Annotated in this window: 11 protein-coding genes and 1 other RNA gene; 5 read left to right on the forward strand and 7 right to left on the reverse strand. The window is 33.7% G+C overall.

Annotated features, from left to right (window positions below; genetic code table 11):
* On the reverse strand, positions 1-933 hold the full coding sequence (locus BOW55_RS06210) for a CPBP family intramembrane glutamic endopeptidase (RefSeq protein ID WP_129023429.1): 933 nt from the start codon (positions 931-933) through the stop codon (positions 1-3).
* Between the two features lie 114 nt (positions 934-1,047).
* On the opposite strand from BOW55_RS06210, the gene arsC reads away from it, so the two are divergent.
* Positions 1,048-1,392 carry an arsenate reductase (glutaredoxin) gene (arsC, locus tag BOW55_RS06215; protein ID WP_129023430.1) on the forward strand — a complete coding sequence of 115 codons (345 nt, stop codon included), beginning with the start codon at positions 1,048-1,050 and terminating at the stop codon, positions 1,390-1,392.
* 92 nt (positions 1,393-1,484) lie between these two features.
* Complete coding sequence (locus BOW55_RS06220; RefSeq protein ID WP_129023431.1) at positions 1,485-3,947, forward strand: outer membrane beta-barrel family protein; 2,463 nt, start codon at positions 1,485-1,487, stop codon at positions 3,945-3,947.
* A gap of 527 nt (positions 3,948-4,474) precedes the next feature.
* Here BOW55_RS06220 and BOW55_RS06225 read toward each other — a convergent pair.
* A complete protein-coding gene (locus BOW55_RS06225; RefSeq protein WP_089053158.1) occupies positions 4,475-4,648 on the reverse strand; it encodes a hypothetical protein in 174 nt (57 codons plus the stop codon).
* Between the two features lie 307 nt (positions 4,649-4,955).
* On the opposite strand from BOW55_RS06225, the gene fumC reads away from it, so the two are divergent.
* Positions 4,956-6,341, forward strand: a complete 1,386-nt coding sequence (gene fumC, locus BOW55_RS06230; protein WP_129023432.1) for a class II fumarate hydratase — start codon at positions 4,956-4,958, stop codon at positions 6,339-6,341.
* 182 nt (positions 6,342-6,523) lie between these two features.
* On the opposite strand, the gene BOW55_RS06235 is transcribed toward fumC, so the two are convergent.
* Positions 6,524-7,726 carry an NAD(P)-dependent oxidoreductase gene (locus BOW55_RS06235; RefSeq protein ID WP_129023433.1) on the reverse strand — a complete coding sequence of 401 codons (1,203 nt, stop codon included), beginning with the start codon at positions 7,724-7,726 and terminating at the stop codon, positions 6,524-6,526.
* Positions 7,727-7,966: 240 nt separating this feature from the next.
* Between BOW55_RS06235 and BOW55_RS06240 the strand changes: the two genes are divergently transcribed.
* Together BOW55_RS06240 and ssrA are read left to right on the forward strand one after the other, a co-directional pair.
* On the forward strand, positions 7,967-9,169 hold the full coding sequence (locus BOW55_RS06240; RefSeq protein WP_089053155.1) for a serine hydrolase: 1,203 nt from the start codon (positions 7,967-7,969) through the stop codon (positions 9,167-9,169).
* Between the two features lie 166 nt (positions 9,170-9,335).
* Positions 9,336-9,733, forward strand: a transfer-messenger RNA (tmRNA) gene (gene ssrA / locus BOW55_RS06245).
* A gap of 564 nt (positions 9,734-10,297) precedes the next feature.
* Here ssrA and BOW55_RS06250 read toward each other — a convergent pair.
* The 4 genes from BOW55_RS06250 to BOW55_RS06265 form a co-directional block, all read right to left on the reverse strand.
* On the reverse strand, positions 10,298-11,299 hold the full coding sequence (locus BOW55_RS06250) for a redoxin family protein (protein WP_129023434.1): 1,002 nt from the start codon (positions 11,297-11,299) through the stop codon (positions 10,298-10,300).
* Between the two features lie 249 nt (positions 11,300-11,548).
* Complete coding sequence (locus tag BOW55_RS06255) at positions 11,549-14,320, reverse strand: pitrilysin family protein (RefSeq protein WP_129023435.1); 2,772 nt, start codon at positions 14,318-14,320, stop codon at positions 11,549-11,551.
* Position 14,321: 1 nt separating this feature from the next.
* Positions 14,322-14,834 (reverse strand): protein-disulfide reductase DsbD family protein, encoded by a 513-nt coding sequence (locus BOW55_RS06260; RefSeq protein ID WP_129023436.1) that lies wholly within the window; start codon positions 14,832-14,834, stop codon positions 14,322-14,324.
* 11 nt (positions 14,835-14,845) lie between these two features.
* Positions 14,846-16,411, reverse strand: coding sequence for a hypothetical protein (locus BOW55_RS06265; RefSeq protein ID WP_129023437.1), 1,566 nt, complete (start codon positions 16,409-16,411; stop codon positions 14,846-14,848).
* Positions 16,412-16,448 lie beyond the last annotated feature (37 nt).

A 16,448-nucleotide genomic window follows, 5' to 3' on the forward strand; every position in this document is an offset into this window, starting at 1 on the left:
TTAATTTGATAATTCTGTTAGATTAATTTTACCCGTTAATTTTTCTTTCCAATTAGTCCAATTGTATTTTTTACTATAAACAAAAAGCAATATCGGATACACCACTACAACTGGAAAAATAACATCAAAACCAGCAGAAGGTTCTGATAGATCAATAAAAATAGAATGTGTCTGAAAAACCGTCCAATCTGAAGTAACCAATAAAGCTCCTACCAGATTATTAGCAGCATGAAAACCCAAAGCCAGTTCCATCCCATCATCCATTAATGTAATAATTCCTAGAAACAAACCTGTTCCTATATAATACACCATTATTATATATCCCATTTTTGTAACCTCGGGATTTAAGATATGCATAAATCCAAATATCAATGAAGTCATCATAAGCGGAAACCACTTATTCTGCGCTAAATTTGCGAAGCCCTGCATTAAATAGCCTCTAAAAACATATTCCTCTGTACTTGTTTGAATAGGAATTAAAATACCGCCAATAACTACTAAAATCAAAAATGGAATCAGCTTAAAATTCCACACAAACTTTTCGGGAGCTTGAAAATACAAGACAGAAAAACTTGCAATAGAAAAAACCGACCATAAAATAAAAGAGAACAAAATACGACTCCAATCGACTTTTTTTCTCCCTGTTGTAACTGACAACACGGTTTGATGATGTATGTATTTTACAACAAAATAAACACCTGCTAGAGCAAAAACAAATGAAATCATTATTAAGAACAAAGTAAGATTTGGTTCAAATATTTTTAATGCCGCATCATTATCGGTTGGAAAACCAGTTTTATCGGAGAAACTTTTCCAAAAAACTGCAATCGTAAAAGGCACCTGCCCTACAAATGAAGCTGTAATAATAAAAACAGATCCTAAAAGATACTTCCAAAATTTATTTTCAGGTTTAACACCTTGCTCTAAAAACATATATTTAAAATTTTTAAAATGAGAATTCTATTTAAATAGTAAATCCTATTTTTGTTATTGCTAAAATACCGCTTTTTTACAGAACCTATTTCAGCACACTTTAAATATAACAAAATGATACAAATTTATCACAATCCACGCTGCGGAAAATCAAGAAACTGCCTCGCTTTTATTGACCAGACAAATCAAGAATATGAAATAATTCCATATTTAACTGAAACACCAAGCTTTAGTGAATTAAAAGAACTTCTTAAAAAATTAAACCTGCAACCTATAGAATTAGTTAGAACCAAAGAAAAAATTTGGATAGAAAACTACAAAGAAAAAACATTGACTAATGATGAAATTATTCAAGCAATGACAGATAACCCAATCCTAATTGAACGTCCAATTGTTATAAAAGATGGAAAAGCAATTATTGGGAGAGATTTAGATAAAGTGGCTTCTTTTTTAGATTAATACTAAATACCAAATTAACATTTTTTTATGATCTTACACTTTAAACCAAAAGCTACATTTGCGGTCTAAAGAATCAAAGAAACCAAAAAAAAATGAAGAAAATCAAATTCGCTGTAATACTTGTATTGCTTTTTACAAGTTTTTACAACTATGCACAGCAGGGACCGCCCGCAAAAAACAAGGTAAAAGTTACTGGAAAAGTTTTAGAAAAAGTAAGCAAACAACCGTTGGAATATGCAACAATTTCAATAACTGCTCCAAACGATACTAAAGTTATTGCTGGTGGAATCACCAATCCAAAAGGTGAATTTGATGTAGCTGTTGCACCGGGAACTTATGATATTAAGATTGAATTTATTTCGTTTAAATCAACCGAATTAAAGCAAAAAAGCATTAAAGATGACACTAATTTAGGTGTTATAAATTTATCTGAAGATGCTGCTCAATTAAATGAAGTTGTGGTTCGTGCAGAAAAATCAACAGTAGAAATTAAACTAGACAAAAAGGTTTATAATGTTGGTCAAGATATGATTGTAAAAGGCGGAACTGTTAGTGACGTCCTAGACAATGTACCATCAGTTTCTGTTGATACCGAAGGAAATGTAAGTTTAAGAGGAAGCGACAATATTCGAATTTTAATTGACGGAAGACCTTCTAACGCTATAAATGTTGCCGAAGCTTTACGCCAGCTTCCTGCAGATGCAATTGATAAAGTTGAAGTTATTACAAATCCATCAGCGCGATACGATGCCGAAGGAGGATCTGGAATCATCAACATAGTTCTAAAAAAGGGTAAAAACCAAGGTTTCAACGGAACATTTATTGCTTCTACAGGTATCCCAGAAGCTTATGGGTTAACAGGAAATCTAAATTATAAAACAGAAAAATTAAACTATTTTACTACTCTAGGTTATAACCACAGAACTAATGAAGGAGGAGGTTTAACTAATACATCTTACTATAATGCTGATGGTACGCCAAAAGGTTTCTTAGATGAAGATCGTGACACTAAAAGAGAATCTGATGGATTTAATGGAAGAGCAGGAATCGAATGGACTGTTGCGCCAAATACTTTCTGGACAAACGCCATTAATTACCAAAAAAATTCTGGTGACACTAGAGACTTAATTAATTACAGTAATTTTGACTCAAATAGTAATCCTACAGGTAATTCGTTTCGTTTAAATAACGGAGAAACCAATAGTCAAAATGTAGAATATACTTCGAATTTGATTAAAAATTTCAACGATAAAGGACACAAACTTACAGCTGATTTATCTATTTCAAGAAACACAGATAACAACAGCAGTATTATTACCGCTTCGCCAAACTACAATACAACACTAAACGATCAAGTACAAAAACAAGTACAATTGCAAGCAGATTATGTATTGCCTTTAGGAAAAGGCGGTCAGTTTGAAGCAGGATATAAAGGTAGTTTTGGTGATTTAAATAATGAATACTTCGTTACAGATGATTCAGGAGCAAAAGATCCAAACTTATCAAACACTTTAGAATACAAAGAGAATATTAATGCTCTTTACACTCAATATGGCTTTAAAGTAAATAAATTCTCGTATTTATTTGGCTTACGTTGGGAAGACACGAATATTCAAGTAAACTTATTAGACAACAACGATTTCAATACTAAAAAGTACAACAACTTGTTTCCAAGTGCTTTTATCAGTTATGAAATTTCAGATCAAAGCAACTTTACAGCAAGTTACAGCAAGCGTTTAACAAGACCAAGAGGTCGTTTTATGAATCCAGCTGTTAACTACTCAAGTAATGTTAACATTTTTCAAGGAAATCCTGATTTAGATCCATCATTAACAGACAAATATGACATTGGTTATATCAAACGTTGGGACAAAGTAACTTTCAATACTTCAGCTTATTTTGAAGACACAAAAGATGTATTCAGCTTTGTTAGAACTCCAAATGGAGAAGAAGTAAACGGAATTCCAGTTATTTTAAGCAGACCTATTAACTTAGGTAAAGAACAAAAATTTGGTTTTGAGTTTACCTTAAATTATACTCCGTTTAAATGGTGGAGAGTAAACAGTAACTTCAATCTTTACAACGTAAAAACAACAGGAGAAAATACTTATGTTGATACTAAAGGCAATACTGTAGTACAAAATCTTGACAATCAAGCTAATTCTTGGTTTGCAAGAATCAACTCTAAACTGACTTTACCATACAAAATTGACTGGCAATTGAATGCTACTTACAATGGCGAACAAAAAACAGCTCAAGGTAAAAACTTAGGTCAGTTTGGAATGAACACTGCATTAAGCAAAGATGTTATGAAAGACAAAGCTACAATTGCTTTCAACATCAGTGATATTTTCAACTCAAGAATTATGAGATCGTACACTTACCTTCAAAATGATACCACTCTTGAAAGTCAGAGATCATATGGTGAAATGCAATTTCGTAAGCGCCAATTCAATTTATCATTTACTTATCGTTTTAACAAACCTAAAAATGATAGAGAAAAGGCACCAAGAAATGACGGCGGCGGTGACGGCGGCGGCGATTTCCCTGGATAAGCTATATTAAACTCCAATACTAAAAATTCCAAATTCCAATCTTTCACAGTTGGAATTTGGAATTTCTTTTTTTGAATCTGTACCAATTAAGATTGGAATTTGGAATTTCATTCCGATAGCTATCGGGCAATGTCATTAAGTTAAGGACTTGGTATTTTTACTTTCTCGCAGATTTACGCAGAAAAAAAAAAAATCTGCTGGATCTGCCAAATCTGCGTGCTATTTTTTTATTTTTCCTTAATGACATTGCATGAGCGTTAGCGAATTGACGAAGCAATCTCCACAAGCAGCTCCGTAATCTGTATTGCCAATCTTTGTCGAGTTTCTCGCGAAGATTCCTCGTACCTCGGAATGACAATATTATGTTTAAATTTTGCGTCTAAGCTCCCGATAGCTATCGAAATTGCGAGATTAATTTTGTCTCCTAAAAGCTTAACTTAATTATATCAAGCCATCTGAATGCAATTTCTTTTTTTGGCACAAAAAAAAGAACCCAAAGGGTTCTTTTTTATGAAATCAATCTAAAATTAAATTGATTGTTCTTCTTGTCTTTTTTTGGCTCTTTTTTCTTTGAACATTTCCCAGCTTGCTCCCGTAACCCAATAAGATACGAAACCAACTAAGAAAAACATTAACCAAAACCCTATAGTTAGTACGGTTAAGAAAAGTAAAAAGCCTAAGTACTGTGAAAATTCAAACATGTTTTCCGGAATTTTTGAATGTTACGACAAATGTAGGTTATAAATTCTTCCTTGGCAATAAAATCTAAATCAATTTTCATGAAATAACATTTATACGTATATTTATATTCATTTTAAATAAGCTTTTTTTAAAGAATATTATTCAACTCTCTAAATTAGAACAACATGAGTATTTCTAGGAGCTGAAACCTGCTGTACGCTATATCTTTTGTGTCGAACACCGCCACAAAAGGATGCCGCTTCCATCAGGGCTAGGGCAATCATTTTCAAAAGAAACACATTTTACAAACAACATATTTACAACAAAATGAAATACAGAATAGAAAAAGACACTATGGGCGAAGTTCAAGTCCCAGCCGATAAATATTGGGGTGCACAAACAGAACGTTCTCGAAATAATTTTAAAATTGGAAATTCTGGATCGATGCCCAAAGAAATCATCGAAGGATTTGCCTATCTAAAAAAAGCAGCCGCTTATGCGAATTACGATTTAGGTGTTTTGCCAATCGAAAAAAGAGACGCAATTGCCGAAGTCTGCGATGAAATTCTAGAAGGAAAATTAGACGATCAATTTCCATTAGTAATTTGGCAGACAGGTTCAGGCACGCAAAGCAATATGAATGTAAACGAAGTAATTGCAAACCGCGCACAAGTTCTTAAAGGCTTTGAAATTGGCGAAGGCGAGCAATTTATTAAAGCAAATGATGATGTTAATAAATCACAATCATCAAATGATACTTTCCCAACCGGAATGCATATCGCTGCTTACAAAATGGTGGTAGAAACCACAATTCCTGGAGTTGAAAAACTGCATGCTACACTGAACAAAAAAGCCATTGAATTCAAAAATGTTGTAAAAATTGGTCGTACGCATTTAATGGACGCCACTCCTCTTACACTGGGTCAGGAAATTTCAGGCTATGCAGCCCAATTGGCTTTTGGACTAAAAGCATTAAAAAATACTTTAGCCCATTTATCAGAAATCGCTTTGGGCGGAACCGCCGTTGGAACAGGATTAAACACTCCAAAAGGCTATGATGTAAAAGTTGCTGCATATATTGCAAAGTTCACAAACCACCCTTTTATAACTGCCGAAAACAAATTTGAGGCTTTGGCAGCACACGATGCGATTGTTGAAACACATGGAGCATTAAAACAACTAGCCGTTTCTTTAAACAAAATCGCAAATGATGTTAGAATGTTGGCTTCTGGACCACGTTCTGGAATTGGCGAAATTCATATTCCAGAAAACGAACCCGGATCGTCTATCATGCCCGGAAAAGTAAACCCAACACAATGTGAAGCTTTAACAATGGTATGCGCTCAAGTAATTGGAAACGATATGGCAATTGCCGTTGGCGGAATGCAGGGACATTATGAGTTAAATGTTTTTAAACCAGTTATGGCTGCCAACTTCCTGCAATCTGCACGTTTACTTGGAGATGCCTGCGTTTCATTTGATGAACATTGCGCACAGGGAATCGAACCAAATTACAAACGAATTAAAGAGTTAGTAGACAATTCTCTCATGCTTGTAACAGCGCTAAATACAAAAATTGGTTATTATAAAGCCGCAGAAATTGCTCAAACCGCTCACAAAAATGGAACAACTCTAAAAGAAGAAGCAATTCATCTAGGCTATGTAACCCCTGAAGATTTTGACGCTTGGGTTAAACCTGAAGATATGGTCTAAATTTAATGGTTAATGGTTAATCAAAAAAAGCCTGAAATAAAATTTCAGGCTTTTTTCTTCTTGTCACCCTGAGCGAAGTCGAAGGGCTTTTGATATTGTAAAATCCTTCGACTTCGCTAAGGATGACAATGTATAATTACGATCGGAATTTCAATTAATAATTGATAATTAACAATTCACCATTATTTACCATCTACATAATCTTGTAAATAGCTGAATCTTTCAGTTAATTTACCTTTTTCAGTAATTTTTGCACGTTTTAAAATCCCGTCTTTATCTCCGTTGAAAAAAGCGGGAATTACATGTTCCATAAATTGCTCTCCGAAACCTTCACTAGCGTCTTTTGGAATTTCGCAAGGTAAATTATCAACTGCCATCACCGCAACAGCAGCAGGATGAAAAAAATCTACTTCTCGATCTTCCAAAGGAAAATAACCGTACAAAGGTTCTGCAATGGTCGACGAACGAATGGTACAAGCAATTGGTCCATTAACATCACATGAAATATCAGCTACAACTTTCAATTTACAATCACTCGCATTCAGCATTTCTTTTGTCAAAATCATTGGAGCATTGTTAGCATAAAAATGACCTGCAAAATAAATATCTGAAACTTTAGTAAATCTTTCAAAATCTGAAGTATATTCTTCTGGATGATTTACAAAATCTTTAAAATCTAAAATTTGACCATCAAGTCTTTTATTATATTCTAAAACATCCAACTGAACATAAACAGCCTGCGCGTATTTTTTAGTCAGATAATTATCAATCGTAATTTCTTTTACTTTAATAGCGTCTAAAATTTCTTTAGCTCCGCTGCCTACTTTCCCCGTTCCAGTAACGACAAATTTCAAAGCCGGCATCGTTATACGCTTTAAATGCATAATCAAAGCATCTTTTCCCGAAAGAGTTTCTGCTTTAGGAAGCTTAAACAATTCAAACTTTAATCCAAAAGCACGAATTCCGTTATAAACTCCAACCATTCCAGCATACTTTCCGAAACCAATTAATCGATGATCGTTTGCATCAACAATCGTTTCGTGATCGTACAAATCAATATTTTTTTCTAAAATTGCCTGTAATAGCTTTCTATTATAAGGTTGTTTTTTGATGGTATGAGAAAAAAAGAAATAAGACTTATTTGGAATTAAATTTTCAACAGGAACTTCTTTCACCCCAAATAAAACATCACAATTTGAAACATCATCAGAAACCGTAATTCCCATACTTTTATATTGCGTATCCGAAAAAATCCTAATATCAGAACTTTCTACCTCTACAACCGCTTCATGATACTGCTGTTTCAATTTTGCCAATTCATCAGGAGCAAAGACAACGCGGCGATCTGGTGGGTTTTTTCTTTCTTTTATAATTCCAAATTTCATTCAAACAAGTTTAAAACATTAATTAATATAACTTTTTACATCGTTTTTGTTTCAAATATAACAAATTTCGTTAAAGTTTTGTTGTAAAAATACAATTTAGAATGTTTAAAAACCGTTTAAAGCTGACTAACAATCGACTACTCAAAACATTTGTTAATTTTAAGTTAAAGAAAGCTGATTTGCATTCTAAAAATCACGAAACATAAATATTGAATTCTATATATTTGTTTTTAAAGAACGATGCAAATGATTTTCCTTAAAAAGACAAAGATACCACAAATACTTTTTTCAATACTAGTTTTAAGTTCGTGTGGTAAAGACAAAAAAACAGATACCGCTACTACCTCAACAGTCGAAGATACATTACCTAAAATGAAGCCTTTAGGACCTGAAAAGAAAATATCACAGGCCTATAAAAACTCGGTAACAGGCAGAATAAATCACTTTTACAATAAAAACTGGCCAAACAACAGCATGAACGGCAGTTTTTTGGTTGCCAGAAATGGTCAAATTATATTTGAAAGATACAACGGTTTTGCTAATAAAAATGAAGGAACCAAAATTACAGCCAATACTCCTGTACAAATTGCTTCGGTAAGTAAGGTTTTGACGGCTACCGCGGTTTTAAAATTGGTAAATGCTGGCAAAATAGACTTAGATCAAAAAGTAAATACGATTTTAAAAACGTTTCCTTACGAAGACTGCACTATAAGAATGCTTTTAGATCATCGTTCTGGAATGCGCAACTATGCTTATTTTACAGACAGAGATAAATCAGTTTGGGACAGACATAACCAGTTAACCAATAAAGACATTCTAGATATTCTGGCTACAAAAGATATTGGATTAGAATCAAGAACGGGAACTCGTTTCAGCTACTGCAATACTAATTATGCTATGCTGGCGCTGATTATAGAAAAAATCACAGGGCTTAAATACAAAGAAGCGATGTCTGAAATGATTTTTAAACCTTTAGGCATGACAAATACATATGTTTTTGATGATGATAAAGACAGAAAAAAAATTGTTCCATCATACAAAGGAAATGGTGTAGAAATTGGTTTTGATTATCTAGATAATGTTTACGGTGATAAAAACGTTTTCTCGACTGTACGCGATCTTTTGAAATTTGACCGAGCTAGAAACTCACCTGATTTTTTAAAACCTGAACTATTAAAACAAGTTTACACGGGATACAGCAACGAACGTAAAGGAACTAAAAATTACGGTTTAGGAATTAGAATGATTAATTGGGAAACGGGACAAAACTTCTATTTTCATAATGGCTGGTGGCATGGTAATACTTCATCGTACATTACTTTAATGAAAGAGAATGTAACGATTATTGCTTTATCTAATAAAATGAACAGAAACACTTATGCTGTTCGTAAATTAGCACCAATCTTTGGAGATTATCCTTTTAATTTCAAAGACGAAGAATAAAATAGTCTTAAAGTCGAAAGTTGTAAAGTCGAAAGTTGAAAGACGAAAGTCTTAAAAACAGCTGACAATACTGACTTTGGACTTTCGACTTTGGGCTTTATGACTTTTTTTAAAAAATTTTAGTAGAAAGTAAATTCAAATAGCATAAATTTGCAAACTCATTTTTGGGGTCGACTGGTTTTGACAGCAAGTCGAATTGAACAGTAAGCACGTCGAGCATTGAGACCTTGCTCGTAAATATAAGATCTCACACTTTTACACGGCGAAAATAATTACGCTTTAGCTGCATAATCCGAATCATAGTAAGATTGCGCCACGTCTCTACAAGGTAGAGAAGCTGGATTCTCCTAGAAAGCCTTGGTTTGTGGCGTTCTGTCAAGGGGAACCGTAAAAATAAACCTAGATTTCCATGAGCTTCGGGTGGATTTCGAAAATTAAGAAGATAAGTGTTGGGTGGTTGTTTCTGGCCTAGCTCAACAACGAAAATCTAATCAGGAAATAAGCGTGTAGAAAGCTCTTTAGTTGCTTGTTTGGACCCGGGTTCGATTCCCGGCGACTCCACAAAAAAGCCTGTAAACTCTTTGTTTACAGGCTTTTTTTATTGTTAACCACTAACAAAATAACGCTCTCACAAGTGTTCAATTTCACAAATTCGTAATTTTTAAAAACTAAAAATCTCTTTATTTACGGCACTTCACGTTTTTCACTTCATTAAATTTTTACAAATTTATCGAACACTTCAAAAAAAAGTTAAAAACTCTAAAAAAAACTTAATTTAAACTAAAAAGAATATAAAAAGGTGTTCGATAAGTAAAAAAAGTCACTTTAATCCCGTAGACTATTCTAAAAAAATTACTAGAAAAACCATTGCGATTTTGGATTCAAATATATTAGAGATTAATTCACTTTAGTTAATCAATAATTGAGTCTTTTTTTTAAGTATTGGTGATGATAATCTCTCACTATTGGTGCGAAATCCGAAACATTTGTTCGAGATGATACTGTACTGATCAATTTAAAAATCGTGTTGACCAAAATCAATAAATTTTTCGCGAAAAAATACAAAAAAAAGAGATGAGTATAACCTCATCTCTTTTTTTAACTAATATAGAATTTTAAAACCGAAAATTAAATTCCTAATGATTTAAATAATTCTAAAAGCGATTTCTCTGAAGGTCTCGGCGCATCAGCTGAAACAATATATCCTTTTGGATCGATTAGAATAAATCTTGGAATACCATCAACCATATACTCTTTCATAAAATTCTGATCTCCTTTGGCATACAATTGCATACCCGAAAGTTTCTGGTCAATTACCATTTTTTTCCACTTATCATGATCTTTTATCCTATCAACAGATATACTTACAAATACAATATTTTTATCATGGTATTTACTTTCTACTTCTTTTAAAAATGGAATTTCGGCTTTGCATGGTCCGCACCAAGTTGCCCATAAATCAATATAAACATATTTACCTTTTAAATCGTCCAGCGATACGTTTCCACCCGAAAAATTCTCGTAATCTTTGAATTTTGGTGTTTCTTTTCCTTTAAAGGCAAGCAGTTTTTGTTTGCTTTCAAATGTTTCACTCAAATATTTAACTAAACTTTCAATTTCTTTTTTCTGAGCTTCTACAAAAACCGGTTCCATATTTTTTGAATTACTAAGAAGAGAACTCAATTCTGTTTTTATACTTTTAATACTGTTTTGAAATTCAAGACTGCTTAGAGCCATTAAATTCTCAAAATTGACTTTTTTTTCTTCAAGACGAGCACGGTCAGCTAAATAATTATTTTCCAACTCACCTTTACCTGTATATTTAATTGTCTCATCAAACTGCTTTGCATCAAGAGTTACTTGTAAATCATAACCATTCTTTAGGTATACGTTTGTCTTTTCTTTTCCGTCAAAAAGAACATAATTTCCTTCTTTTATTTTTAAGGTGTCTGAAAAAGTTCCGTCGCTGTTAACTTTTATTTTTTTTATAATTTTTCTCTGTCCAATCACCAAAGAGTCTGAGTTCTTATTCGTGATTTTTCCAGACAAAGTCACATACTCAATAGCAGTGTCTTTTTTTCCGGCTGCAACAACAATGGCTATTGCAAGTATTAAAAGTATTTTCTTCATTTTTATTTCAATTTATTAATTCCTTCTGTAAGTCATTTTAAATACTCCTTCCAAAAACTATCTTTTTCATTTTAGATTAAATTAAAGGGCTGCTTATTACATCAGCCCTATCGCCTTGTATTTTTACTTACTAATTCAAAATCCAAAAGCCCAATACCATTAAATTTTTCCAATCACTGCTCATTGATTTGAGTCTTCTTAAATCTATCCAATTTAATCTCGACTCTAGAAAAACTACATGGCATTTAATTATTTTTCTTCCAAAGTACCTGCTTTGATGATCACCAGTTTATCTAAATCAACATATTTTTTAATCGACTGGTTAACCTGATCCAATGTTACTGCTTCAATATCTTTTACGTATTGCTCAAGATATTCTGGATTATTTCCGCGCTCTAAGTTTTTAAGAATAGTGCCTGACAACCCTGATGTTGTAGCTAAGCCTACTTTAAAACTTCCTATAAGGTTGGCTTTTTTAGCAGTAAGTTCTTCTGCTGTTACACCATCTTTTGCCCACTTGTTTATTTGAACCATCGTTGCATCAAGTCCTTTTTGAAACAATTGAGGATTAAATGATGCATTTACATACCAGTATCCTCCTGCATAATCATGACCGCTATGTGCAGAGCTGATGTTATACGTTAGTCCATCATTATCACGAACCGTCATCATTAATCGTCCAGAGAAATCACCTCCTAAAATACCCGTTGCAATATAAAAAGGCAAAAAGTCTTTATCCTTACGTTTTATCCCAGTATACTGGCCAATAAACATTTCGGCAGAAGATTTTTGCGGGATGAAGACAACTTTAGTCTGCCCATTCACTTTTGTTGGTTCAACTGATTTAATTCCTGCTACTTCACCAGACATGAATCCTTTGAAATTATTATTTAAAGAAGTGTACAACGTTTTAGTATCTACATCACCTGCTGCTACTAAATGCATTCCCTTGGTTCCAAAATAAGTATTGTGAAAAGCTTTCAAATCATTTAAAGTTATAGCCTCTAATTCTTTTAATGATGCGTCAGTATCTAAACTATAGTTCGGATTGCCCTTAGTGTACAAAGCCTGCATTAAAGTCTGTCCTCCTTGTGTTTTAGGATTATCTAAACGTTGTTTTAAACTGCTTGCAAATTGTTTTTTAACAAGCTGGAATTCTTTTTCATCAAACAACGGATAACGCAATTCTTCAGACAGTAAAGCAATCGCTTGGTTAAGGTCTTTTTTAAGACATTTGAAATTGATATTAATGTTGTATTTATCAGCTCCTACATTTATTGAAAGTCCTATTTTTTCTAATTTTTCAGCAAATTGGAATTTATTATTTTTAGTAGTACCCGCTTCTAATAATTGAGTCACAAAACCTGGTACTAAACTATTACCGCCTTTATTGAAATAATCAGCAATAGGAAAACTAGCCGATACCGTTACAAGGTCTTTTGCTCCCGTTTTTACTGATACAACATCAATACCTGCAACAGATTTTCGGACATAATTTTCACCTTTTACCGAAGATACAATAGTCTCATAATTCGATTGGATTTGCTCCATAGCCTGAACTGTTGAAGGGATTGCTGTTTCTGTTTCAGCCAGTTCTGGATTTCTAAAGAATACTTTAGAGTCATTCTCATTTACTTTATTGGCTTGAGCCATTGTCTTGGTCTGCTCACCTTTTTGAACTGGAATAAAATACCCTGTAGTGCTTTGATCCTCTACCAAATATTGTTTGGCAACACGATTGACATCAGCAACGGTCACTTTGCTCAAACGCTCAGAACCTGTTATGTAATCTTTCCAGTCACCGCCGGCAATAGCTTCATTAAGTTCGTCAGCAATAGCCGCTGAACCGTCACGCGAAAGAATGGTTGTAGCATTTAGTTTTGCTATTACACGATCAACTTCTGCTTGAGTGACACCATCTTTTTTGATTCTTTCAATCATGGCTGCCAATTGAGAGCTGATCTCTTCTTGTTTTTTATCAGGAGTTAATCCCAATCCGATTGTTAACAAATTAACTTCTTTAAAATTGGAAGCTTGAGCATAACCATACATAGCAATTCCCGTATCTACAAATGTTTTATTGATATGCGAAGAAGTGCCTGAACCAATAATTTCGGACAAAACGGCTAAAGCAGGACTATCGGCGTGCATACGACCTGGTGTTTTATAGGCTACCAGCACTACAGACTGCTGTCCTGGTTTTTTCATAACAACACGACGAGGACCGTACTGGACTGGTTCTGTAGTATAAGGCTCCGGCATACTGTGTGGTGCTTTAGTAATTTTACCAAAGTACTTATCTACTAATTTAAAAACGTTTTCCTTTTGAAAATCACCAATAATGGTTAGGGTTGCATTGTCAGGCCAATAATAGGTATCATAGAATTTTTTCAAGGCTTCCATAGGCATATTTTCAATATCCGCACGCCATCCAATAGTAGCATGATGGTACGGATATGCCATATAAGCGGCAGCCATAATTTCGGTAGCAAGCGCTGTATTGGGATTATTTTCAGCACGCTCAAACTCATTTCGCACTACAGTCATTTCCGAATCTTTGTCTTCTTTTAAAAGTAAAGAATTACGCATACGGTCGGCTTCGATATGCATGGCTACTTCAATCTGATCTGAAGGAATAGTTTCGTAATAGTTGGTACGGTCATACCAAGTAGTAGCATTCATATTAGCACCAATGTTTTGCAAGACGCTAAATATTGCTGTTCCTTTACGCTTGTTAAATGTAGGGGTTCCTTTAAAATTCAGGTGTTCTAAAAGGTGGGTAGAACCTGTATTACCGGTAACTTCATGTTTGGATCCCACACGATACACAATTTGCACGGTAACTACGGGAGCAGAATTGTCCTGTATCAGCAAGATGTTCATTCCGTTGGGTTGGTATTGGTATTCTTCAATTCCGCCTAACTCCTGAACTTTTTTAAAGTCAGCTGGATTAGATTGTGCATTTAACGCTGCTGCTGCCAGCAATATAAAAGCGCTATGGTATAAAAAGTTCTTTTTCATTTTAATTTATAATAATTTCTTTTGATAATAATACTGGTGGAAAACATTTACGGGCATCACAAACTTGAAAATAAAGACCCGCACTTACAACACCTTTAGCAGGTTGTTCAACTTTACAATATTGTATAAAATAAGACTGATCTTCATAGATATAAACGCCATTTTCATAGGGTTTGCTTGGAGAAGCTTCTACTTTATCATGTTTTAAATAACCGTTTGGCACTGTAAATTGAGCCTCAGCAGCAACATAAGGCTCCGTATCTGGCACGAAAGCATAGGTATGCCATCCTGGGTTAATTGAAGCTTTAAGGATAATTGCCAACTGTGATTTATCTTCTGACCAAACTATATCTGCATTTACTGTAACTGGATTTAAATCGTTTGTCTTATCAGTTTGCAATACTTTTACTTTTTGTAATGCATCTTGTTTTAACTTTGGCTGGATCATAAAATTTTGACTCCAGCACATTTTTACAGCAAACAAGCAGGCAATTAAATAATATTTTAGGCTCATATTTTTTTTATTTAAAGAGACTTTGTTAATTCTTCAATTTGAGCTTTATTTCTTGGTCTGGTTTTAGGATTTTTATTTTCATCTTTATTAATCCAAACATAACCTCCTACCTCAGTAAAGAGCAGGTCTTTTTTGTTTTTTGTATACCAGCTGCGCCATTCTTTTGCTGAATTAAAATTTTCTAAGGTATAGCGTAATAAAATTCGTTTTGCTTTTTGAACGTCTGTTCCTTGTTCTAAAAGCGTAATGGCTTTATCTAAAACTTTACTATCTGTATTAGCTGTTTTTAAGCTTTTAATATCCTGATCTACTATTAAATCATAAGAAGCATTAGGCTGAGAATAAAAATAAGGTCTATTCTCTTTTATAAAATTTCTTATTTTCAACGTATCTATACCTACACTTTTACCCCATGAAGTTCTTTCAAAGGTCTTTTTAAGATATTCTTCTCTGGTTAGTAACGGACTTGCCGTGCTTTCACTAATAATTTTGTCTTCTTCATTTAATTCCTCCCCGCGATCTTTTTTGGCTTGCACTCTTGCTTTAGCCTTTTTATCTGATTCGTTGCCTCTATTAATTGCATTACAAAAGAATTCGTACGACTTTGCAGTGGTATAAAAATATAATTCGTCAGCAAAATCTTTTGTGGCGATACGCTCATTGTACTTTCTTACTATTAACTGATCGTTTTTATGCTTGTACATATACGCTACCGTATTTACAAAAACAACTTTAGCTTCTTCGGTCATGTAATCTGGTGATCCTGCAAAACCCCATAAAAAGAAATTGCCGTGTCTGCCTAAAGCAACTGCCGTTTTTTGTTTAGAAGAAACTCCGCCAGAAATTATTTCTGAGTTTGGAGCATCTTCAAAACCCCATCCGCGTGCTACTAACCCAATGCGATATCCTTTTCCGTTTTGGTAACCTTCTTTGTCTACTTCCCACATTGGTATTTTTGCAGGTTCATTAAGACCATCATAAGCTTCAAGTACACCATAAGGTGTATCCATATCTTTCATGGTTACAGTAGTTTTATAAGGTCCTTTAAAAATTTCGTGGCTGGTATTGGTATGATGTGCATGCCTGTCAAGACATAGGCAGTACCAATCTAGTTTAGAACCTAAACTAGCACCTAATACTGAAGCAGTGTGCCCTATAAAAATAGATGCGCTGTTAAAATCGTCGCTTAAAAACTTAGTAGGTTCAAAACTTATTAATTCACCGGTTACTGGATCATTTTTTATAACTCTGTCTTTTATTTTTGTAGTCATTTCATCAAAAATGGTAACATCATAATTTTTTGACATTGCCTCCTTATATTCGCGAGCATCAACTGTTGTTACAGATGTGAAGTATTTTTCTAGTAAATTTTTAAAGGAAAACATTCTTGTACCATATTCTGCTTTAAATCTTTCTTTGTCCATACCTCCAATTGCACTAATTGATTCTAAATTGGGCATTGGTTTATCTTTACTGTAACCTACATACAGAACTTTTATATTTTCTTTTTTCTGGCTGAATGAATGAACTGATGACAGACATAGCATTACAATCAGTACTTTAAAAATTGTTTTCATAATTATTGCTTTTTTTTATACAGCAGCCCAACAAAGC

The sequence above is a fragment of the Flavobacterium sp. YO12 genome, assembly GCF_004119495.1.
GTDB lineage: Bacteria > Bacteroidota > Bacteroidia > Flavobacteriales > Flavobacteriaceae > Flavobacterium.